This window comes from Lysinibacillus sphaericus, from assembly GCF_015844675.1.
Taxonomy (GTDB): domain Bacteria; phylum Bacillota; class Bacilli; order Bacillales_A; family Planococcaceae; genus Lysinibacillus; species Lysinibacillus sphaericus_E.
Genome location: NZ_LDGC01000002.1, coordinates 114,067 through 137,563, shown reverse-complemented (window position 1 = coordinate 137,563; position 23,497 = coordinate 114,067). Strand labels below are relative to the sequence as shown.

Sequence of the window (23,497 nt, the reverse complement as noted above, 5' to 3'; positions counted from 1 at the left end):
CGCCACTAGAATTCAGTATACAACTGAATTATTTGTTCATTACGATGAATGCGATTACTACTGCGATGATTGGTAGGGCTTCAACTAATGCAACCCCGATGAACATTGTAGTTTGAAGAACGCCACGAGCTTCTGGTTGGCGAGCGATACCTTCTACTGTTTTTGAAACGATAAGACCGTTACCGATACCTGCACCAAGTGCACCTAAACCGATTGCGATTGCTGCTGCTAATAAACCTAATGAACCTGTCATTTGAAAATTTCCTCCTTGGAATTGTTTGTTTTTTTTGGTTTAAGCATAAAATTTATGCTTTATATTAATGGTCATCGCTCACTTTATGAGCAATGTAAACCATTGTTAACATTGTGAAGATAAAGGCTTGGATAAAGCCGATGAAAATAGAGAAACCTTGCCATGCCATCATTGGAACAATTGCTCCGACGAATCCCATTGGACCCGTAACAGCTAAACTTGCGATTAAGCCAAGTAGAATCTCACCCGCATAAATGTTACCGTAAAGACGAAGACCTAATGTTAAAGTGTTCGCAAACTCTTCAACAATTTTTAGCGGGAACATAAATGACATTGGTTTGAAGAATGTACCAACATAATGGCCTGTCCCCTTCATTTTAATACCATAGAAATGCGTTAAGGCTAAAATCATTGCTGCAAGCGTCATTGTAACAGTTGGGTCAGCTGTAGGAGATTTCCACCAAAGTTCGCCGTTATAGGCGATAGAGAACGGAAGACCTAATAAGTTAGATACAGCGATAAACATAATTAACGTGATACCTAAAATATGGAATCGGCCACCAGTTTTCCAGTCCATGTTGCTTTTGATGATGTTCTTTACGAAATCCATAATCCATTCCATAAAGTTTTGCATACCTGTAGGTTTTAACTTAAGGCTTCTAGTTGAGATAAATGCGATTAAGAAAACGATTACAGCTGCAACTAGTAACATCATTACAGTTGAAAGGTTGAATGTTAGTTTAAAAAGACCAAAATCAACCACTTGCAATGGAGCTTCATGATTCATTGTTATTTTTCACCTCTCTTTCTAATTTAAAGCACATTAGCGGTTCCTTACATGTGACACAATTCTCTCGACAAAGAGAAAAACGTACGGAATCATTAGCCCTATGACCGTGCTAATTAAGTGAAAATAGTTTGGCAACGAAATGGCTAGAGCGACTGCCGCCACACCCGACCCAAAGCGAAGCATTGTACCAAGTGAGCCTATTTTCTTCCCTTCACTAATGGATCGATCAAACTTCTCCATACGGCGAACAAGAATCCAAAAATTATACGTACCAAAGAATGCACCGATTGCGATGCCCGCAAAAACCGTCTGATAGGGCGTAAATCCCCAGCCTAATGCACAGAGTGCGAGCAAAAAAAATAACGCTCTCTTCTGCACAGCAAAAATGTGATGCAAATCTAGCATTGGTTTATAATCTCCTGAATCATTTTTTCGAGTAAAGAAACATTTGCTGACCACTATGTGAAATCAGAAAAGAGCAGTGAAAAACACTACTCACAGCGGAATAGTAACGGGAGAGCGTCATTTTGAAATCACAGGTGTAAATCCCAAAAAATCTTACACCCCGAAACGCACAAAACGTTGCAAATCGACAGCTTTTGGTTTGAACTGTCAATTTAGTAGAAACTTGATGTAACAAGTGTTTCAACCTCTATTTACGAATAGAAACCCTTATCATTCTTACCCTTTGTAAGCATACAATAGGAGATATTTGAAGTCAATTAGTAAAGTAGAAAAACTTCACAGCCACTATACTCTTGTCAAATTGTTGACAAATTTGTGTATGAAAATTCATAGTTTCAAAATCATAGTTAACGTTTATGCAAAAAAAAGCTAATTTGCGACACATATATGCTCGCAAATTAGCCCGCCTACCAAGATTAGTACAATAGACTCATTTTTCATTTCTGAAAAGGGATATTACTTGCTTTTTTGTAAAAATCCTAAAAGAGCCTTCACAATATACTCAGAAGCATGTCCATCACCATAAGGATTTGACGCTTTTGACATTGCTTCATAAGCATTTGTATCTTCTATTAATTGTTTAGCTAGAGAATAGATAGTTTCTTCTTCCGTTCCTGCTAGCTTTAGAGTCCCTGCTGCAATACCTTCTGGGCGCTCTGTTGTATCTCTTAGTACTAAAACTGGTTTACCTAATGAAGGTGCTTCCTCTTGGACACCACCAGAATCCGTTAAAATCATATAAGAATTAGCCGCAAAGTTATGGAAATCAAACACTTCAAGAGGTTCAATTAAATGAACACGCTTATGATCTCCTAAAATTTCATTCGCTATTTCTCGTACAGCTGGATTCATATGAACTGGGTAAACAACTTGTACATCCTCATGCTCTTCTAAAATTCTAGTAATTGCTCTGAACATATGACGCATAGGTTCACCTAGATTTTCACGACGATGCGCTGTTAATAAAATCATACGGTCTGTGCCTATTTTGTCTAAGACAGGATGTGTGTAATGTTCACTTACTGTTGTAGCTAATGCGTCGATCGCTGTGTTACCAGTGACAAAGATAGTATCAGGATTTTTATTTTCATCTAAAAGATTTTTCTTTGATACTTCTGTCGGTGCGAAATGAAGGTCAGCCATAACACCTGTTAACTGGCGATTCATTTCTTCTGGGTATGGTGAATACTTATTCCAAGTTCTAAGACCCGCTTCCACATGACCGATAGCAATTTGGTTATAAAATGCAGCTAGACTTGCAATGAAAGTCGTTGCTGTATCACCATGTACTAAAACAATATCCGGTTTTGCTTCTTTCATGACTTTGTCTAAGCCTTGTAAAGCATTCGTCGTCACGTCAATTAATGTTTGACGATCCTTCATAATATTCAAATCGTAATCAGGTGTAATTTTAAATGTTTCTAAAACTTGATCGAGCATTTGGCGATGTTGGGCTGTTACCGTCACAATCGATTCTATTTGCTCAGGATGTTTTTGTAATTCCAATACTAGTGGGGCCATTTTAATAGCCTCTGGTCTCGTACCGAAAATCGTCATTACTTTCCATTTTTTCGTCAAAACGATTCGCACCGTCCTTTGTTATATTTGTATGAAAAGTGCTTTACTTCCATTGATCTGCGTCATATGAGGCAAGTGTCGAACTTTAATAGAAGTAATTCGCCTAACATACTATGAAACGTCCTTCAATAATGAAGGACGCTCTCTATAGTTATAAGTTTCCTAAAAATTACATACTAAACGAAATTAACAAAAAAGTGTTCAGTATTATTTTGTACCGAATAGACGGTCGCCTGCATCACCTAGACCAGGGACAATGTAGCCATGGTCATTTAATTTTTCATCAAGTGCAGCAATATAAATATCTACATCTGGATGATGTTCTTGAATTTCTTTTACACCCTCTGGCGCAGCGATTAAGCACATGAATTTAATGCTTTTCGCACCACGTTTTTTCAGTGAGTTGATCGCTTCCACTGCTGATCCACCAGTTGCAAGCATTGGGTCTACAATGATGAAATCACGTTCTTCTACATCTGCTGGAAGTTTTGCATAGTATTCTACTGGTTTTAACGTTTCTGGATCACGATAAAGACCGATATGACCAACTTTAGCAGCTGGGATTAGATTTAATACACCATCTACCATGCCAATACCTGCACGTAAAATTGGGACAATCGCAAGTTTCTTACCAGAAAGTACTTTTGTCTTAGCAACAGTAACTGGTGTCTCAATTTCAATTTCTTCTACTGGCATATCACGTGTAATTTCGAATGCCATTAATGTTGCCACTTCGTCTACTAGCTCACGAAATTCTTTAGTTCCTGTATTCTTATCACGAATATAAGTTAACTTGTGTTGGATTAGTGGATGATCAAATACGTATACTTTGCTCAAAGGGATTCTCTCCTAACCGTTCGGATTCATTTTTATCTCAACTAGTATAACAGAAAAAAGGAGTCGTCTCAAAAATAAATTTGGGACAACTCCTTTTCAAGAATGTTTTCTACATATACTAGCAATTATTCATCAAGTATTGCATCTACTTGTTCTATTGTCATTGGTTTGTAATAGTAATATCCTTGTCCTACTGTACAGCCGAGTGCACGTAAAATCTCAACTTGCTCTTTGTTTTCAATACCTTCTGCGACCGAAGTCATTCCTAGGTTTAATGCTAATTGAATAATGGATCGGACAATAGCGAGTGTCGCACCATCATCAATAGCATTAATAAAGGTACGATCTATTTTTAATTCAGTAAATGGCAGTCTTTGTAAATAACTTAAAGATGAAAAGCCTGTACCAAAGTCGTCCACCGAAGTTTTAAAGCCGTAGCCCTTTAATTCCTGGATAATAGAAAAAGCAGTCTGAAAATCAACTAGGCCAATATTTTCTGTCACCTCTAAAATGATGTATTTCGGATCAATATCATATTTCCGAACGAGCCCCAATGTATCCTGTACAAAATTAGCATAGTAAAAATGATCAGGCGAAATATTGACTGCCACCTTCACTAATTTTTTCCCTAAACTCTTACGCTCTGCTAACCACGAAAGAACCAAGTCTAATATTTGAACATCTATTTCGCGTACCTTTCCTGCACTTTCTGCCACTGGAATAAAGATTGCCGGTGACACGAATCCTAGTTTTGGAGAAATCCAGCGAGCAAGCGCTTCAATACTATGAATTTCTCCTGTCCGCAAATCTACCTTTGGCTGCAAATTCACCGAGATTTCTTTATTTTTTAATGCCTGTGCCAAATGGTTTAACACGGTCATCTGCCGCTCAAGTACATCGTTTCTTTCTTGTGTAAATATTTCCGTATGAGTACCCGGTTTATTGGCAGCAAAGGATACAGCATTATCCGCAAAGCGAATCGCATCAGCCATTTTGATCTCATCGTTATATAAGGCAATACCCGTTTTTAGCGTAATATAAATGTTCTTACCACCTATAATAAAAGGCTGACGAATAATCTCTTTAATGCGCCTTTCATAATAGAAGAAATCTTCATCAGCTGTTGCATTGGACATGATTAAACTAGAGCTTGTAAATCTAGCAATGTATTCGTTACGCTCATACTTCTCTTCATTTAAACGTTTGGCAATTTGTCTTAACAGCTCATCTCCCGCTTCACGTCCATATAACTCAACAATATGATGGAATTCGCTTGGCTTTAAGATTTTGATGTTCCCATTTTGACTACACTCTTTTTCTACCTTATTTAAAAAACCGTGTCGATTAGGTAGCCCCGTTGTAATATCGACATAGGCTAAATCCCATATCTTTTTTTGTGTTTTTGCATACGAATATGCCAACGCAACAAGAGCACCAATTTTTCGAAACATATATTCAAGGAACTTCCGGTCACTACCATGTTGTTCTAACAATATTGCAAACAATCCAATTGCTTGCTGTTGTTGATTGTATATTGGCATAAACCACCCAAATGACTTTTTAGATGATTTGGCAAATCTTTTATATTCTATTGGAATATCAATATCATCCAAATTTTTCACTAGAATGGACTTCTCCCCTTGCATAACACTCTTAAAAAATTCATTGTTTTCACAACAATCGGGTAAACTTTTTGTTTTGTCGTTCCCTCTAAAAATCTGTAACTGATTTGCCTCCGTTTTGACAAGTACCATACTTGATATATTCGGCATAAAAAATTCATCTAAACCACTGCAAACAATGCTCATCTTTTTATCAAAGGAATTGTCCTTCTCAATCGCTTCGTACATAGCATTCTCAAGGCGCATTAAAAACTCCACATTGTGATAGTACGTAACATCCTTCACTAGTACTAAAACAAATAATGTTTCATCTTTATTATTTTGAAATGGGAGTGCTTGTACCTCTGCCCAAAAAAGAGGTTTATCGAAGCAACTATGGTGCAATTTTGCTTGTACCAAAACTCCACTATGTATTTTTTGTTTAATCTTTTCAACAGTTGTCTGTTCTTCGTTTGACAACCATGCAAAATAATCGCTATTTATTATTTCCGAACGTGTAGTATTTGTCAGCGTACAAAAAGAATCATTACATTCCAATACGCAATGATTATTTGTCGCATCAAAAATAACGTAGCTTTCTTTAGAATGATCTCCTAACCTACGAATTGTATTTAATAGTATTTCATTTTCTATGGACATCGTTTTAGTAACCATACAGCCCCTCCTCCCTCTTACATTGTACATAAAAATTCAATAAATTGTCACTTTTATAAAAAATCCTTTTTTCACAAGGACATTATCTGTCTCACTCTTCTATACTATATCCTTTTATACTAAGTTTATGTAAATAAATTCAAAAATAAAAGTATTTTATTTCCATTTGCGAAAAATAACTGATCATCGAAACATGTGATTGAGTTCCATTCCGCGGGCGCGGGCGTCCGTGAGAGCGGCTGGCAGCAGAGCCAATAAAAAAAGCTGTGATTAAAGTGCAAAGTACCACTTTAACCACAGCCTTATCTTCTATTAAATTATACGTATAATGGATGTTTGTCCGTTAAAGCTTTTACCCGAGCTTTCGCTTCAGTTTTAACTGCTTCATCCTCTGGATTTTTAAGAACTGTAGCAATAATTGCCCCAACTTCTTTCATGTCTTCCTCATTGAAGCCACGAGATGTTACTGCCGGTGTACCAATACGGATACCAGAAGTTACGAATGGAGATTCTGTATCGTAAGGAATTGTATTTTTATTTGTTGTAATCCCTACTTCATCAAGTGCGTGCTCTGCTACTTTACCTGTTAAGCCAAGCGATTTCACATTAAGAAGTAATAAGTGGTTGTCCGTACCGCCAGATACAATTTCAACGCCTTCTGCCATTAATACTTCTGCTAAAGCTTTAGCATTCGCTTTAAGTTGTTTTGCATACTCTTTGAATTCTGGTTGTAATGCTTCACCGAATGCAACTGCTTTTGCAGCGATTACGTGCATTAATGGTCCACCTTGGATACCTGGGAATACAGATTTGTTAAGCTTTTGCTCCCATTCTTTCGAAGCAAGGATTAATCCACCACGTGGGCCACGTAATGTTTTATGTGTTGTAGATGTCACAAAATCAGCGTATGGCACTGGTGATTGGTGCTCACCAGTAGCTACAAGACCAGCGATATGTGCCATATCCACCATGAAATATGCTCCCACTTCATCAGCAATTTCACGGAATTTAGAGAAATCGATTTCACGTGGGTATGCAGATGCACCCGCTACAATAAGTTTTGGCTTGTGTTCTAGCGCTTTTTGGCGTACATCTTCATAATCGATTACTTGAGTATCTTTTGTTACGCCATATTCAACGAAATTATATAGAATACCTGAGAAGTTTACAGGAGATCCGTGTGTTAAGTGGCCGCCATGAGATAGGTTCATCCCAAGTACTGTATCTCCTGGTTCTAAAATTGTGTGGTATACAGCCATGTTTGCTTGTGCACCAGAGTGTGGTTGTACGTTTGCATATTCTGCACCAAAAATTTCTTTCACACGATCACGTGCGATATCTTCCACAACATCTACGTGTTCACAACCGCCATAGTAGCGTTTACCTGGATAACCTTCAGCATATTTATTTGTTAGAACAGAACCTTGTGCTTCCATTACTGCTTCTGATACAAAGTTTTCTGATGCGATTAACTCAATATTTGCTTGTTGACGTTTTTTTTCCGCAAGAATTCCGTCTAATACTGCTTTGTCTTGTACTGCTAATTTTTCGTATGCCATGTTTGAAAAAGCCTCCTAAGTATAATCGTTATTTGTATACCACTGTTTTCAAAGGTAATTTTATTTATACACTGCACGCTCTCCGCCAATTAGCTTTGGACGTGTTGTTGCAATTGTTACAACCGCTTCCCCTACCATTCGCACAGAAGTACGAACCGGAACAGCTACTGCCTTTAAATGCATACCAATAAGAGTTTGACCAATATCAATACCTGCATTTGCTTGCACAGCTTCCACTACAACTGGATTTGCAAATTGCGTAAACGCATAAGCGGACATCGAGCCACCTGCAGTACGAACTGGTACAACTGTTACCGGTTCATAACCAAAACGTTCTGCCGTTGTTGCTTCCATAGTAATAGCACGATTAATATGCTCACACCCTTGGAACGCTAGATGTAGTTGATGTTTCTCGGCAAATGCCTGCAACGGCTCAAAAATCGCCTCTCCAATTTCAAGCGCGCCTGCTGTGCCAATTTTCTGACCAATCACTTCAGATGTCGAGCAACCTACGACAAAAATAGTATTCGGTCGTAGGGTTACTTGCTCTTCAAATTCACTGAGTAACTGAGTCAAATGTGTTCGTATTTGTTGTACAACCACTATGCTCAGCCCCTTAATTCTAAATTATTTATGTCCCACAACTAAAAAGCTCTTTGAAGAACTTTCTAGCATAGGACAAATGTAAGCAAACTTAATTGCTTTTTATTGCTCAAGTTCAGCGATTTTTTCAACGCGTCGCGTATGACGACCACCTTCAAAATCTGTCTCAAGCCATACTTTAGCGATTTCACGTGCAAGGCCTGGCCCAATAACACGCTCACCCATTGCTAAAACATTTGAATCGTTGTGGCAACGCGTTGCTTTTGCACTAAATAAATCATGTACTAAAGCACAACGAATCCCCTTAATTTTATTTGCAGCAATAGACATACCAATGCCTGTACCACAAATTAAAATACCTTTATCAAATTCCCCGCTAGCAACACCTTCAGTAACTGGTTTTGCATAATCAGGATAGTCTACTGAATCCGCAGATTGTGGACCAAAATCTTCGTAGCTGATATTTAGCTCATCTAACAGCTGCATAATCTCACGACGTAAGTTATTGCCTCCGTGATCAGAAGAAATTGCTATTCTCACTGGGTTCCCTCTTTTCGAAATTATAGTCAACACTAGTGTACCACTTCTCTCCCAAGAATAACATGATTTTTCTTGCATTTTTATGCTGATTTCTCCTAAAAGACGAACATTTCTTGTAAATCAACATAAAATCATTCACTTTCAAGACTGTTTTCCTGTGGATACTGTGAATATCATGTTGATAAATTCGGATAACGGCATTTTGTTGTAATATTCTATCTTCTAAAGTTTGTTTCCTTTTTCAATTACAGTGGACATACTATATCAGTATTTTTTCTATGTATTACCAGGATTTGATGATGTGGTACGGTTCTGTGGGTAGATGTGGGCGGGGGTGTGGGGTGCGGCGGGGCGTGACGTGGTGTGAATTCTTTTTAGGTTGAAGCTCGATCTGGCGTTTTGACGGTTTTATCCGTCACTTTTGGCTTTCTATCCAGCATTTTGGCGGTTCTATCCGACAGTGCAGCTCTTCCCTCCGTCGCTTGGCCAACTATCCTTCGCTCTCGCTTTTCTTTCCGTCGCTCTCCTATCTTTATCTGTCGCTTCCGCTTTTCTATCCGTCGCTCAGCCAACTATCCTTCGCTCTCGCTCTTCTTTCCGCCGCTCTCCTATCTTTATCCGGCGCTTCCGCTTTTCTATCCGTCGCTCAGCCGACTATCCTTCGCTCTCGCTTTTCTTTCCGTCGCTCTCCTATCTTTATCCGGCGCTTCCGCTTTTCTATCCGTCGCTCAGCCGACTATCCTTCGCTTCCGCTTTTCTTTCCGTCGCTCTCCTATCTTTATCCGTCGCTTCCGCTTTTCTATCAGTCGCTCAGCCAACTATCCTTCGCTTCCGCTTTTCTTTCCGTCGCTCAGCCGACTATCCTTCGCTCTCGCTTTTCTTTCCGTCGCTCTCCTATCTTTATCCGTCGCTTCCGCTTTTCTATCCGTCAACACCATTCCATCACTCCCCACTCACTCCAAAGCCACCATACACAAACCCCTCACCCCAACAAAAAAACTGTAGTAAACTCAAACTTCATCTGAGTTTATCTACAGTCTATTATTTTCGCATTTAGGCTTGTCTATCGAATTGTTGAATCATTTTGTGGAGTTCTTCTGATTGTTTCTTTAGGCCTTCTGCTAGTTTTTCTACTTGCTCAATGGCGTATGCTTGTTCTTCTGCTGCGCTGCGTACTTCTTGTGCGCCAGCTGACGTTTCTTCTGCGATGGCTGCCACTTCTCGGGATTGACGGGCAGTTGTTTCGATATTGTGCATTTGTTGTTCGATCAAGGAAGAAATTCCCACAATGGCTGTTGCCATTTCGTGTACGCTTGAAGACATCCCTTCTACGGCTGTTGTCGTTTCTGATACGCGGGCAGCTTCTTTTGTCGCAAATGCCACTTGCTGATTCATTTGTTTGACTACAACCTCAACGTTTTGTTGCATTGATTGAATAAGGGTTGTAATGCCTTGTACTGCTTTCGCACTTTCATCCGCTAAGCTACGAACTTCTTCTGCTACAACCGCAAAACCTTTTCCATGTTCTCCAGCACGCGCTGCCTCAATAGAAGCATTTAAAGCTAGTAAATTTGTTTGTGCTGCAATATCGCCAACTAGGCTAATGATGCGTTCTACCTGTCCGGCGTTTTCCTCTAGAAGATGAATGCTTTCTAACGCCTCATTATTGCCAGCTGCAATTTGTTGAATACTATTTACTAACGTTTCAATCGCATTTGTTGTTGTCGTTAAATTATGTAGAATCTCTTTGGATTGTGTTGCCGATGCTTCTGCTCTACTATTGACTTCCGTAGCAAGGGCTCGTACATCTTCAATTGCTTCGGCTGTATCTTGGACTGCCGTTGCAGATGTCTCTGCACCTGAAGAAATGTGCTTTACTGTAGAAGCAATATTCTCTGCTTTTTTTGTTGCAATAGCTGCTTCATCAGATAGTTGGATAATTGATTGATTGGTTTGCTGGAAGTTACTATCTATACTTTCCACCATTCCTCTTAAGTTTAACACCATTTGTTGGAATGCCTCTGCGACAGAACGAATTTCATCACTTGTTTTCGGCATTTCTACATCCTGTCCAATTTTTCCTTCCGCTACTCGGGAAGCTGAATTTTCGAGCTGCTGTAAAGGTTTAATTAAGATTACACTGAAAACTGCAGCCAAAATGCCTGACCATACTATCCCTGACACATAAGTAAAAATTTCAAACAGTTTACGATTGATTTCTGGGAAAAAGGTAGGTTGTAAATATTCGATAAATATAAAACTAATACTGTAAGTGATTAGTGCAAGGAAACTAACAAATAATACCAGTTTAAATCGTAAACCAAACTGCTTTTTCATAGCGACCCTCAATTCTCTTCAATTTTTTTTGCTAATCGTTCTACTAATTTTGTTAATTCTGCAAATGTTTCTTTATAAATTCCTATACTACCACCGTAAGGATCTACAACATTTCCGCCACTAACTTCGCTTGTATATTCTTTTAAAGTAAAAACTTTTTGTTCGGCATTCGGAAAATTAGCAATAATTGTATCTTTATGAGCTGTTGTCATCGTTAAAATTAGATCAGCCCACTCCATTTCAGTTATTGATAATTGTGTTGCTAAATGCTGATGCATCATATTTTCTTCATATAATACTTGTTGTGCATGTGCAGACATTTCTGCATTTGGCATCGCATAAATCCCCGCCGAACGAACTTCTACATTGTCCAATTGTTTATGTTTTAAAATAACCTCTGCCATAGGACTGCGACAAGTATTCCCGGTGCAAACAAATAGTATTTTCATACTTATCACCCTCCACTGATTTTTCTATTGCCGGATAGCTAGGAAACCCATAATAATGAAAAAAATTCCTGTTATGATTTGAAATTTATTGCCAAGTAACGTCTGACTTTTACGCGCAATGACTAATGACCCATAAGAGCAAATAAGTGCGCTGACACCCGCACTTATAATAAATACCATTTTCTCTAAGTTTAGCATACCAAATGAAACACTTACTGAAAAGGTATCTAGGCTTGCGGTCACGGCTAAAAGTATTGGTGAAATTGTAACTTTTTCATCTTTCCGCGAAAATAATAGCAAGTGTAAGCCCATACAAAATAATAAAATACTTGATATCCATTGTCCCCATTCTAAGAGGAAACGCATTAAATAGCTTCCTAATTCGAAGCCTAATAGTGGGAAAAGCATATGCAAAGCAGCTGTCCATACTGATAAAAAAAATCGATACTTAACATTTGGCAGTAATACATATAAGCCAATCACATCTACAGACGTTATTATACCCGCAAGAATTCCCTGCAAGAAGGCACTCCTTCGCTCTCTAATATTTTATCATTTTATGCTCGAAAATACAGTATTATCATAATACAATTTCCTTACAACATGGTGCTAAAAGTCACTCTAACAAAAAAAACAATCGGCTACCACTATAGTAAAAACTCTCTATACTTTCTACAAACATAGCTCAAGTACAAAAATCTAAGTAGTAACCCCACTGATTAATACAAAAAAATAGTATGCCAGAGTTACCTCTAACATACTATTTTACAGGTAGTTTATTTACGGAGTATACCATTTCCCGCCAGCTGCTTTCTCAAGTCGATTCATAATTGCAGCCCCTACTCCTTCAGTCGATGTAGTAGTCGCTAGGATTATTGTAGCTGCTGTTTTATCGCAAGCTCTTAGGGCATGATACAATGCCGCACCCATCTCTTCTTTACTACCAGCTTCTCCTACTGAGAAATAATAATCAGCCTTGCTGTCAACAAAACTAGCTGGTGCAAGTAACGCTACTTTATGTCCTTGTGTTTGTAATTGAAGTACAGCCTTATGAACTTTCTCCAATTCACAATCAATTAATAGCACAGGGGCGTTAGGTGCATAGTGTGTATATTTCATACCAGGGGCTTTCGGAGTAGTCTCTAATTTCTGCTCTGTTTTTGAAGGTTGAAGTACTGGACCGATTTTAGCCTCTAACATTTCTTTTGTAATTCCACCTGGACGCAAAATTACTGGAGGTTCGTGTGTAACGTCTAACACCGTGGATTCGAGCCCGATCCCAGTAGTACCTCCATCTAAAATATAAGGTATGTACCCTTCCAAATCATCCTGAACATGTATAGCTTCTGTAGGACTCGGCTTCCCACTACGATTAGCACTCGGCGCAGCAAGTGGCTTTTTTAATTGATGCAGTAAGTCGAGTGCAACTGGATGATCTGGCATGCGGATGCCGACAGTCGTAAGACCAGCTGTCACACTGTTTGCCAGCACATTTGGCTTTACAGGCATGACAAGTGTCAGTGGACCTGGCCAAAATAAATCCATGCATTTTTTTGCTACTTCTGAAATATGCTCGATATAGAGTTCAACTTCCTCTTTCGTGCCAATGTGGACAATTAGCGGATTGTCTGAAGGACGACCTTTTGCTTCAAATATCTTTTTGACTGCTGTATCAATTGTTGCAACAGCTCCAAGCCCATAAACCGTTTCTGTTGGAAATGCCACAACCTCACCTGCATTTAAGATATCCACAGCCTGTGCATAATTTGTCTGACTTTTCGCATTTCTATCCACAATTTTGCAAACGGTTTCCATAATTAAAACCTTCCTTCAATTATTCGTTTTTACTGAATTATCCACATAATGTTTATAACTTATTAAAAATTGTGCATAAGTTATCTGAATTCGCGAACAATTCATTCAAAAAAACCTTTAATCCATTCCCATATAAAAAATGTAACTGGTTCCTTTTCTTCTTTTATTTCTTCTTTTATTTCTTCTTTCTGTTCATCTTTATCGGGCTCACAAATCGATGGGAATATGCTACACCACCAGTTATCACCACGTGCATCACCGATTTTCACGACAATCGATTGATATAAATTTTGTGGATAAAGTACTGCGTTATGTCTCTTCGGTGGAAATAAGTTATCCCCAATTACAACTTGTGTATGCAGCTGTGGATAATTATTTTTAATTTCTGCTTCAATTTCTTTTTTTAATGAAAGTATTTGCTCGTTATCCACAGTTTTAGCTCCAGCACTAGCAACTACTTGCTTAAAATACGGCTTTAAATTTTGGACAAGCTGTTCCTTTTCAAGCTGATCCTGTGTCGTATTGCTATTAGCAATCACGCGTATACGAAAATCATTTTCTTGCTCTTGATTGCTAGCTTCTTTCGCAAACCCTACTAATGTTGGAATATATAAAATACATAATTGTAAAGAAATCGCAATTACTACTAATCTTGCAAAAGCTAAAAAGATATTTTGTTTTGGTAATCTAATAATCTTGTATTCGTTTAACATAAAAATCCCTCCTTGCTCCACATTGTGGGCAAGAAGTAGATACTTTATACATGAATTTCACAAAAAATCATTCGGGGCTTACCGTTTATATCTTTTTCTATAGAAACTGTAGCCTGCGGAAAACTATTTTTAAAGAATTGAGCGACCTGCTCCCCTTGTGTATATCCAATTTCAAGACCAATGAGGGCTGGTTTATTCATAAGAGGTGGAAGCTGTTCAGCCAATTTTCTATATAAAATGAGTCCGTCTTCTTCTGCAAAAAGAGCACTATGTGGTTCATGCTCTAGCACAGTATTTGACATCTCTTTTGCTTCATCAAAAGCAATATACGGTGGATTCGATAAAACGATATCAAACTTCTCACCTGACAGAGGTTTCGTTAAATCCCCTAGTCGAAAATCAATATCCGCCGATAATCTTTGTGCATTTTTTTGTGCTGTAAATAAAGCAGCCTCAGATAAATCAGTGGCTACGACTGTTAGCTCTGGACATTCTAGCTTCATAGAAAGAGCGATTGCACCACTACCGGTACCGATATCTGCAAGCTTCAAGTTTTGATTTTTAAAAATTTTGTTCATACGATTAATCGTTCCAAGTACTAATTCTTCGGTCTCCGGTCTAGGAATAAGTACTGACTCATCGACAATAAATGAACGGCCATAAAATTCTTCACTACCGATGCAATACTGTACAGGTCGTCCACTCGCATGCTCTTCGATAAGTTCTTTAAATTTCTCTTGCTGTTCAGCTGTTAATGCGTCTTGAAGGTGTAACATTACTTCTGAATAGCTAGTGCCAAGTATATGCTGCATGACAATACGTGCCGCTGTTTCCTCACGACCATTATCCACTAAAAAAGAAGAAGCCCATTGAAGGGCCTCCATTACATTATTATAGGTCATCATTTAATCGCTCTAACTTCGATGCTTGCTCTTCTAAAATGAGCGTATCAATGATTTCGTCTAGTCTACCTTCGACGATTTGGTCTAGTTTTTGAATCGTTAAACCAATACGATGGTCTGTTACACGGTTTTGTGGATAATTGTATGTGCGAATACGCTCAGAGCGATCGCCTGAACCTACAGCTGATTTACGTGTAGCATCGATTTCCTTTTGTGCTTCTTGCAAATACATATCAGCAACACGAGCACGTAGAATTTTCATTGCCTTTTCACGGTTTTTAATTTGTGATCGTTCGTCCTGCATCGAAACAACAACACCTGTCGGTAGGTGGGTCATACGCACAGCTGACATCGTTGTATTTACCGATTGACCACCAGCACCAGAAGATGCGAATGTATCCACTCGGATATCTTTCTCATGAATATCCACATCTACTTCTTCAACTTCAGGTAAGCAAGCTACTGTCGCTGTCGATGTATGAATACGCCCTTGAGATTCTGTTGCAGGTACACGTTGTACACGGTGTGCGCCATTTTCAAATTTGAATTTTGAATATGCGCCTTGACCGTTAATCATAAAAATAACTTCTTTATAGCCGCCCATTGGGTTTGGCGTCGCTTCCATTATGTCAATTTTCCAGCCTTGTGTCTCTGCATAACGAGAGTACATACGGAATAAATCACCCGCGAAAATATTCGCTTCGTCTCCACCAGCTGCCCCGCGAATCTCCATAATAACGTTTTTATTATCATTAGGATCTTTTGGAATTAATAGAATACGTAAACGTTCTTCTAACTCTTCTTGCTGTTCTTTTAGAAGATTGAATTCTTCTTTCACCATTTCATGCATATCAGGATCTTTTTCGTTATCTAGCATCTCACGTGTATCCGCTAATTGCTCTTTTACACTTTTATATTCACGATATGCATCTACAGTTTCCTGGATATCTGATTGTTCTTTAGAATATTCACGTAATTTTTTATTATCATTTACAATATCGGGATCACTTAAAAGCTCTGTTAACCTTTCGTAACGATCCTCTACTGCTTGTAATCGATCGAACATGGATTTCACCTCTATTTAGTTTTTTATAAATTTCCTCTTAAAGTATGAACACTCTTTATTTCCACTACAAGTGTGTCGATTAAGCATTTTTATCCACCCTAATTAATTAGAAGGCTCTGATTTCCGCTACGGGCTACTCGCTATCCTGCGAGCATAATAAACCTTTTTTTCTTAATCAACACGCCTGTTTCCACTACTTAGTATAAGGAAATCTTCGCATGTATGCTACTTTTTCCTCGTTCTATCAACTGGAGCATTTTGCCTTATAGCGGCGGATGTGCGTGACATTTACGACACACCGGATAGTAGGAATCATTCCCACCAATTTGAATTTGATCCCCTGTATAAACAGGCTTTCGACTTTCATCAACACGTAAATTCATTGTCGCCTTTTTATGACAGAACCAGCAAATCGTTTTCATTTCCTCAATTTTATCTGCATATGTAAGCATGTACTGACTGCCTTCAAAGAGCTCATTTTGGAAATCGTTTTTTAGACCGAAGCCCATAACTGGAATATCTAACTCATCTACGATATATGCTAACTGCAAAACATGTTCTTTTTTAAGAAATTGTACTTCATCAACAAGTACACAGTATGGTTTTACAGCATTGTTTTTTACTAGCTCAAAAATATTTGTATCATCATTAACAGGAATGGCTTGTTGACGTAAGCCTACTCGACTTGAGATAAAGCCTACTTCATCTCGCGTATCTATGCCTGGTGTAAACATCATTACAGGTTTTTGTTGTTCTTCATAGTTATGCGCAACTTTTAAAATTTCTATGGATTTACCACTGTTCATTGCACCATGTTTAAAATATAGCTGTGCCATTTTGTCTTCTCCCTTTCTTCATGTCGAGCTGGATACTGAAAAGACTCGCATCAACGTATTTCTTTAACTTCTTTCAGTAGTTGTTTCCCACCTCTATTGACGGCGAGATGAATGCGGATTTAAAGGCGTTCTTTGTGCATGCACAATGCCGCTTCCAGACGCAATTATGCTGAGGCATATGTGATTATACTGAAAAAAATACCTGCCAAGCACATGCTTGGCAGGTATTAAACTAACATTAGTTTTTAAGACCGTATTTTTTGTTGAAACGATCCACGCGACCATCAGCAGACGCGAATTTTTGACGGCCAGTATAGAATGGGTGACAGTCGTTGCAGAACTCGACAACGATGTTTTCTTTTACTGAACCAGTCTTGAAAGTATTACCACAAGAGCAAGTTACTGTTGCTTCTTTGTAATCTGGATGAATTCCTTGTTTCATATTCGTTTTCTCCTCTCGCCCTGAACCATCTGGAACAGAGTATTATCGAACTGTACCTTACATAGCCCGAATATGTCGGCTACATATGTACACGTTGCATACCTTGCAATATTACCATATAAAATATACATTTGACAATAGTTTTGAATGGATTAACGATCACCTATTTAAAAAATTTAAACACTTCTCCGATTGCAGAGTCTATCATAAATGAGAGAACAATCGAAGATAAAATAACTGTTACTACTAAATAGAAAACGAAACCGTAAAAACTATCAATGTTTTTAGATTTATTACTTAACAACTTAATCATGACAAACATAGGGATAATACCAATAGCTAACGCAAATCCAATGTATATCATCGTTGTTGAATACGAGAATGATTTCAACAATCCTAATAAAATACTTAAAATCATAATAGCTATAGGTAGAGTATAATAGTTTCCTATTTTACTAATAACATTTGTAAAACTTAGACTTTCCGAAAATAATTTTGCCGTTAAAAATATAGCAAAGATACTTATTGCTATTAGTAAAGAAATGAATAATGACATGTAAAAAAATACTTGAATGAAGGATGGACCAATACTTTCAAAGAAACCAAACCCTCCGGAAAAGATTTGGTTTATTAATGTGAATACTGATAATGCTGTTAATACAACATAGATAATCATACTAATAATACTATTTTTCCAAGTAGCTTCTACATTAAAATTTGCAGATGGCATTTTTAATTGTTCTACAAAATAATTAACGTATAATTTAGATTGCTTTTTAATTAATTCAATTTGCTCATTACTTTGCGTAGTTCTCTGAGCAGTCTGCGTATATTGTGAGTTTGATTGTTCATCACTCATGCTATGCGTTGTTGCTGCTCGTTCTTGTGCAGCATTTTCAATCGGAGCTCCACATTTCCCACAAAATCTTCCGTCATCCTGTGCATGACCACATGCTAAACAGTTTTTCATATGTACACCTCATTAACATTTTGTCTTTTTCGTTTGTAAGACGAAAAGACTTCTTTCTTTTTTATGTTCATAACTAGTGGAACCTTCTTTATAGCTCGATTGCAACTTTACTACAGTATGCACAAAACAATACTTCCTCACTATTTTGCTCCCCGCAATTTGTGCAAAATTCCACTAACAATACCCATTACCCATATATTATAACAAAATTATACAACTAAAAATTGTAAAATAATAGATTTGGTTACTATTATTTATTCAACCTTAGATGAATACTTTGCAGATTTATAGAAATAACTTCAGTTTTTAGACTAGAAAAGCGCGTAATGGTAAAAAAATCACCATCGACTATTACTAGTCAATGGTGATTCATGATTATAGTAGGCCTTTGCCTTTAGTAGCTTTTTTCATATCTTCATTTAGCTTTTCAAAGAATTCTTCATTCGATTTTGTTGTACGTAATTTTTTCATGAAGCGCTCCGCGAAATCAGGTGCGTCCGAGAATGTTTTACGAATTGCCCATAGCTTTTCAAGTTGCTCAGGCTCAAGCAAAAGCTCTTCCTTACGTGTACCTGAGCGGCGGATATCTAGCGCAGGGAAAATACGACGCTCTGCTAATTGGCGATCAAGATGAAGCTCTAGGTTACCTGTTCCTTTAAATTCTTCATAAATGACCTCATCCATACGAGATCCTGTATCCACTAAAGCAGTCGCTAAAATTGTTAAACTACCGCCTTCTTCAATATTACGTGCAGAACCGAAGAATCGTTTTGGTCGATGGAACGCAGCAGGGTCAATACCACCTGAAAGCGTACGACCGCTCGGAGGAATAACTAAGTTATACGCTCGTGCTAAACGTGTAATAGAATCCATTAAAATAATTACATCACGCTTATGCTCAACTAAGCGGCGTGCACGTTCTAACACAATTTCTGCAACTTTCACATGATTTTCTGGAACCTCATCGAAAGTTGAGCTCACTACATCAGCATTCACTGAACGTTCAATATCAGTTACTTCCTCAGGGCGTTCGTCAATTAGTAATACAATTAACTCTGCATCTGGATAATTAGTTGTAATCGCATTCGCGATTTCTTTTAATAATGATGTTTTCCCCGCTTTTGGTGGTGCAACGATTAATCCACGCTGCCCAAAGCCTACAGGTGCCACTAAATCCATAATACGCGTCGATAAATTGCGCTGTGTAGTTTCAAGCTTAATTTGTCGATCAGGATATAAAGGCGTTAGTGCAGGGAAATGCACACGTTCTTTAGCTACTTCTGGGTCTTCACCGTTAACAGCGTCTACTTGTAGTAGTCCATAATAGCGCTCATTTTCTTTAGGAGGACGTACTTTACCAGATACCTTGTCCCCATTTCGTAGGTCAAAACGACGAATCTGAGAAGCAGAAATATAAATATCCTCTTTACTTGGAGAGTAGTTAATTGGTCGAAGGAAGCCAAAGCCTTCTTGCGAAACAATTTCTAGTACGCCTTCCATAAAGAAATAGCCTTCTTGCTCAGAACGAGTTTTCAAAATAGCAAATATTAATTCTTTTTTCGTTAGCTTGCTATAATATGAAATTTTATATTGGCGTGCTAGGGCATAAAGCTCCTTTAACGTCATGTTTTCTAATTGAGCGATTGTCAATGCAGACATGTGCACAACTCCAGTCTTTTTCAAAATATAATTTTCATTTTTGGGGTTATCATAGAAGTTTTTTGCGATAGGCCTATATCACCTTGGCGTAATTGTTACACTTTACTTTCAATACAATAGCATTTTGCTACATGAAGATAAAGATAATCTTTTCGTATCTGTCAGCTTTTTCAGTTGTTCGTTAGAAATTAAGCAGGGCGATAGATACTTCAATTAACTAGGCAAAACATTGAAGCATAACTTAGCCTTATAAAACTATGGGATGGTTGAAAATTTAGAAGAAGGTACCTAGTGCAAAAAAGATGCACTAGGTATATTTTAGAAGAAAATTTTATTTATAGCTAGGTTTTTTATCAAGAGCGTGACGACCTTCTACAAATCGTACAGTTCCAGATTTAGCTCGCATAACTACTGAATGTGTTAATGCGTAGGCTCCTTTATACTGAACACCTTTTAATAGCTCACAATCTGTTACAGCAGTCGCTGCAAAAATAGCATCGTCACCTTTAACTAGGTCATCTAAATAAAGAACTTTTTCTACGTCTACACCCATTTTTTCGCAGCGTTCTAACTGTTCAGCATCTTCTGGAACTAGCTTCGCTTGGAAGTCTCCACCTAGACACTTTAAAGCAACAGCTGAAATAACACCCTCTGGTGCACCACCTGTACCAAACATAATATCAATGCCAGTTTCATCAAAAGCAGTATTGATAGCTGCTCCAACGTCACCGTCTTGAATAAATTTAATACGTGCTCCAGCTTCTCGGATTTCATCAACAATTGCTTGGTGACGTGGTCGATCTAAAAGTGTAGCTACTACGTCCGAAATATCTTTATTTTTAGCTTTCGCTACTTGTAATAAATTATACGTAACAGAAGCGTTAATATCTACCTTACCAGCCGCTTCTGGTCCTACTGCAATTTTCTCCATGTACATATCAGGCGCGTTTAACAGATTCCCTTTATCTGCAATAGCAAGAACTGTCATTGCACCATTTGTACCCTTCGCTACAATATTTGTACCTTCTAATGGGTCAACTGCAATATCTACTTTAGGACCACCATTGCGTAAGCCAAGCTCTTCACCAATATAAAGCATTGGTGCTTCATCCATCTCGCCTTCACCAATCACTACTGTAGCATGCATTGGAATTGTATCGAACATTACGCGCATCGCTGTCGTTGCTGCATCATCTGCCTCAATTTTTAAACCGCGTCCCATCCATTTCCCGGATGCGATTGCTGCTGCCTCTGTTACTCGTACTACTTCCATCGATAAACTACGTTCCATTGTCTTATTTGCCTCCCGTTATCGGCATGTTTCTTCGCCGAAACATTCAAATTACCTCTATTGTAACATAGTTAGTTCAAAACTTTTAGCTCTCATTATTCCTTTGTCTCTGCTACGCGTGCCATTATTGTTTCACGTCGAATATCAGCGCCTAAATCACGTAATTTCTCAATAAGTGAGCTATATCCACGTTCAATATGATAGATATCGTGAATTTCTGTTTCACCTTCAGCTAAAAGTCCTGCTAATACTAATGCGGCACCAGCACGAAGGTCTGTAGCTGTTACAGTTGAACCTTGTAGTTTATTAGGGCCTGTAATAATAGCTGTATTTCCTTCAACGCGTGCAATGGCATTCATACGACGAAGTTCATCAATATGCTTAAATCGAGCTGTATAAATCGTATCTGTTATCTTTGAGGAACCAAATGCTTGAGACATTAATACAGAAAGTGGTTGCTGAATATCAGTCGGGAACCCTGGATACACTAATGTTTTCACATCAATGGCCTGCAATGTGGATAGGTCCGTTTTGGGCACAAAAATACTTTCTTCATCAATTTCGATTTTCACACCCATTTCACGAAGCTTTGCAATAATCGCCTCTAAATGCAATGGAATAACATTATCAATAGTAATGCCTTCACCTAAAGCGGCAGCCATTATCATAAACGTAGCAGCTTCAATACGATCTGGAATAATCGTATGCTCCGTACCATGAAGCTCCTCTACGCCTTCAATACGGATAACACTAGTACCCGCACCTTTAATATTAGCTCCCATGTTAGTAAGAAGAGTTGCTACATCAATAATCTCTGGTTCTTTTGCTGCATTTTCAATAACCGTACGTCCTTTTGCAAGAACAGCAGCTAACATAATATTAATCGTTGCTCCCACACTGGCAACGTCTAAAAATATTTTGGCACCAATTAATTCATCAGCACGTAAATAAATCGCTCCATGCTCATTCGTAACTTTCGCACCCAATGCCTCAAAGCCTTTTATATGTTGGTCAATAGGACGCGGCCCTAAGAAGCAGCCTCCCGGTAAACCAATCACAGCTTTTTTAAAGCGACCAAGCATGGCTCCCATTAAGTAATAGGAAGCACGAAGTTTTTTCACGTTGCCGTTCGGTAATGGTAAAGCAATCATTTCCGTTGGATCAATTGTCATTATGCCATCCTCAAATGACACTTCCCCACCGATTTCCTCTAATAATGCCTTTAACGTCCACGCATCAGAAATTTCTGGTAACCCTCCAATTGTCACTGGAGAGTTCGCCAAAATTGATGCTGGAATTAAGGCGACTGCACTATTTTTTGCACCACTTACTTTTATTGTACCCTGTAGGCGATTTTCGCCTGTAATTTTATAAACATCCATTTCGCGTTCTCCCTCATGATTGGAAAGTAATTTTTTCTGCAATTGGCTCACTATATAATCTTATTATTCGCCTTTTCTCTTATTCCAATCCGCTAAAAATCCTTCAATTCCTTTTTCCGTTAGTGGATGATTGAAAAGTTGCTTTAACACTTTAAAAGGAGTAGTCGAAATATGTGCACCTGCAAGTGCTGCAGCTGTTACATGTTGCGGATGACGAACTGATGCAGCAATAATTTGCGTATCGATATTATGGATTGTGAAAATATCTGCAATCGTTTCAATTAGTTCTACACCGTTTTGACCCATATCATCTAAACGACCGATAAATGGTGATACATATGTAGCACCTGCACGAGCAGCCATTAATGCTTGGTTGGCACTAAAGATTAATGTTACGTTCGTTTTAATACCTTTGTCTGCAAAGAAGCGACATGCCTCTAAGCCAGCTGGAGTCATTGGCAGTTTAACTGTAATATTCGGAGCAATTTCAGCCAATTCTAAGCCTTCTTTAATCATACCTGCTGCATCTAGAGCAATTACTTCCCCACTCACTGAGCCATCTACAAGCTCTGAGATTTCACGAAGTCGATCATGGAAAGAAACATTCTCTTCTTTTGCAACTAACGATGGGTTTGTTGTAACACCTGATAAAATACCCCATGCGTGTGCTTCTTTAATCTCTTCAAAGTTTGCTGTATCTATAAAAAATTTCATTATTTTTCCTCCTAATCACT

The 23,497-nt window shown here is 38.3% G+C and carries 24 protein-coding genes; all 24 read right to left on the bottom strand.

What is annotated here, in order from left to right:
- Positions 1 to 28: 28 nt before the first annotated feature.
- The 24 genes from atpE to fsa all read right to left on the bottom strand — a co-directional run bounded on the left by atpE (position 29) and on the right by fsa (position 23,477).
- The gene (gene atpE / locus ABE34_RS00625) at positions 29 to 253 is read right to left on the bottom strand and encodes a F0F1 ATP synthase subunit C (RefSeq protein WP_132360362.1); all 225 of its coding nucleotides are present in this window, start codon (positions 251 to 253) and stop codon (positions 29 to 31) included.
- 64 nt (positions 254 to 317) lie between these two features.
- Complete coding sequence (atpB, locus tag ABE34_RS00620) at positions 318 to 1,040, bottom strand: F0F1 ATP synthase subunit A (protein ID WP_197139684.1); 723 nt, start codon at positions 1,038 to 1,040, stop codon at positions 318 to 320.
- Positions 1,041 to 1,076: 36 nt separating this feature from the next.
- Positions 1,077 to 1,448 carry an ATP synthase subunit I gene (locus tag ABE34_RS00615; RefSeq protein WP_197139682.1) on the bottom strand — a complete coding sequence of 124 codons (372 nt, stop codon included), beginning with the start codon at positions 1,446 to 1,448 and terminating at the stop codon, positions 1,077 to 1,079.
- 516 nt (positions 1,449 to 1,964) lie between these two features.
- The gene (gene wecB / locus ABE34_RS00610; protein WP_276569468.1) at positions 1,965 to 3,086 is read right to left on the bottom strand and encodes a non-hydrolyzing UDP-N-acetylglucosamine 2-epimerase; all 1,122 of its coding nucleotides are present in this window, start codon (positions 3,084 to 3,086) and stop codon (positions 1,965 to 1,967) included.
- A gap of 207 nt (positions 3,087 to 3,293) precedes the next feature.
- Positions 3,294 to 3,923, bottom strand: coding sequence for a uracil phosphoribosyltransferase (gene upp / locus ABE34_RS00605; protein WP_197139680.1), 630 nt, complete (start codon positions 3,921 to 3,923; stop codon positions 3,294 to 3,296).
- A 125-nt stretch (positions 3,924 to 4,048) separates the two neighbouring features.
- Complete coding sequence (locus ABE34_RS00600; protein ID WP_197139678.1) at positions 4,049 to 6,199, bottom strand: bifunctional diguanylate cyclase/phosphodiesterase; 2,151 nt, start codon at positions 6,197 to 6,199, stop codon at positions 4,049 to 4,051.
- Positions 6,200 to 6,516: 317 nt separating this feature from the next.
- Positions 6,517 to 7,758 (bottom strand): serine hydroxymethyltransferase, encoded by a 1,242-nt coding sequence (gene glyA / locus ABE34_RS00595; RefSeq protein WP_197139676.1) that lies wholly within the window; start codon positions 7,756 to 7,758, stop codon positions 6,517 to 6,519.
- A 60-nt stretch (positions 7,759 to 7,818) separates the two neighbouring features.
- A complete protein-coding gene (locus ABE34_RS00590; protein ID WP_197139674.1) occupies positions 7,819 to 8,361 on the bottom strand; it encodes a TIGR01440 family protein in 543 nt (180 codons plus the stop codon).
- Positions 8,362 to 8,463: 102 nt separating this feature from the next.
- Positions 8,464 to 8,901, bottom strand: coding sequence for a ribose 5-phosphate isomerase B (gene rpiB / locus ABE34_RS00585; protein ID WP_079559803.1), 438 nt, complete (start codon positions 8,899 to 8,901; stop codon positions 8,464 to 8,466).
- 1,053 nt (positions 8,902 to 9,954) lie between these two features.
- Positions 9,955 to 11,238, bottom strand: coding sequence for a methyl-accepting chemotaxis protein (locus tag ABE34_RS00580; RefSeq protein WP_197139672.1), 1,284 nt, complete (start codon positions 11,236 to 11,238; stop codon positions 9,955 to 9,957).
- Positions 11,239 to 11,246: 8 nt separating this feature from the next.
- Positions 11,247 to 11,687, bottom strand: a complete 441-nt coding sequence (locus ABE34_RS00575; RefSeq protein ID WP_197139671.1) for a low molecular weight protein arginine phosphatase — start codon at positions 11,685 to 11,687, stop codon at positions 11,247 to 11,249.
- A 24-nt stretch (positions 11,688 to 11,711) separates the two neighbouring features.
- Positions 11,712 to 12,209 carry a manganese efflux pump MntP gene (locus ABE34_RS00570; protein WP_197139670.1) on the bottom strand — a complete coding sequence of 166 codons (498 nt, stop codon included), beginning with the start codon at positions 12,207 to 12,209 and terminating at the stop codon, positions 11,712 to 11,714.
- Positions 12,210 to 12,467: 258 nt separating this feature from the next.
- A complete protein-coding gene (locus tag ABE34_RS00565; RefSeq protein ID WP_197139669.1) occupies positions 12,468 to 13,502 on the bottom strand; it encodes an L-threonylcarbamoyladenylate synthase in 1,035 nt (344 codons plus the stop codon).
- Between the two features lie 101 nt (positions 13,503 to 13,603).
- Positions 13,604 to 14,215 (bottom strand): stage II sporulation protein R, encoded by a 612-nt coding sequence (locus ABE34_RS00560; protein WP_197139668.1) that lies wholly within the window; start codon positions 14,213 to 14,215, stop codon positions 13,604 to 13,606.
- Between the two features lie 44 nt (positions 14,216 to 14,259).
- Positions 14,260 to 15,120: a peptide chain release factor N(5)-glutamine methyltransferase gene (prmC, locus tag ABE34_RS00555; RefSeq protein ID WP_197139667.1), complete on the bottom strand. Its 861-nt coding sequence runs from the start codon at positions 15,118 to 15,120 to the stop codon at positions 14,260 to 14,262.
- Entirely contained in the window at positions 15,107 to 16,183 is a 1,077-nt protein-coding gene (gene prfA / locus ABE34_RS00550; RefSeq protein WP_079559395.1) for a peptide chain release factor 1, read from the bottom strand. The genes prmC and prfA overlap by 14 nt, the downstream gene beginning before the upstream one ends.
- A gap of 263 nt (positions 16,184 to 16,446) precedes the next feature.
- Positions 16,447 to 17,019, bottom strand: a complete 573-nt coding sequence (locus ABE34_RS00545) for a thymidine kinase (protein WP_197139666.1) — start codon at positions 17,017 to 17,019, stop codon at positions 16,447 to 16,449.
- A gap of 238 nt (positions 17,020 to 17,257) precedes the next feature.
- Positions 17,258 to 17,461, bottom strand: coding sequence for a 50S ribosomal protein L31 (gene rpmE, locus ABE34_RS00540; protein ID WP_010857976.1), 204 nt, complete (start codon positions 17,459 to 17,461; stop codon positions 17,258 to 17,260).
- 163 nt (positions 17,462 to 17,624) lie between these two features.
- The gene (locus ABE34_RS00535; RefSeq protein WP_197139665.1) at positions 17,625 to 18,431 is read right to left on the bottom strand and encodes a hypothetical protein; all 807 of its coding nucleotides are present in this window, start codon (positions 18,429 to 18,431) and stop codon (positions 17,625 to 17,627) included.
- A gap of 88 nt (positions 18,432 to 18,519) precedes the next feature.
- Positions 18,520 to 18,606, bottom strand: a complete 87-nt coding sequence (locus tag ABE34_RS25740; RefSeq protein ID WP_430982150.1) for a zinc-ribbon domain-containing protein — start codon at positions 18,604 to 18,606, stop codon at positions 18,520 to 18,522.
- A 200-nt stretch (positions 18,607 to 18,806) separates the two neighbouring features.
- Entirely contained in the window at positions 18,807 to 20,090 is a 1,284-nt protein-coding gene (gene rho, locus ABE34_RS00525; protein WP_053484460.1) for a transcription termination factor Rho, read from the bottom strand.
- 331 nt (positions 20,091 to 20,421) lie between these two features.
- Entirely contained in the window at positions 20,422 to 21,381 is a 960-nt protein-coding gene (gene glpX, locus ABE34_RS00520) for a class II fructose-bisphosphatase (RefSeq protein ID WP_079559386.1), read from the bottom strand.
- Positions 21,382 to 21,476: 95 nt separating this feature from the next.
- The gene (locus tag ABE34_RS00515) at positions 21,477 to 22,763 is read right to left on the bottom strand and encodes a UDP-N-acetylglucosamine 1-carboxyvinyltransferase (RefSeq protein WP_197139661.1); all 1,287 of its coding nucleotides are present in this window, start codon (positions 22,761 to 22,763) and stop codon (positions 21,477 to 21,479) included.
- 63 nt (positions 22,764 to 22,826) lie between these two features.
- Positions 22,827 to 23,477 (bottom strand): fructose-6-phosphate aldolase, encoded by a 651-nt coding sequence (gene fsa, locus ABE34_RS00510; RefSeq protein ID WP_197139659.1) that lies wholly within the window; start codon positions 23,475 to 23,477, stop codon positions 22,827 to 22,829.
- Positions 23,478 to 23,497: the final 20 nt, after the last annotated feature.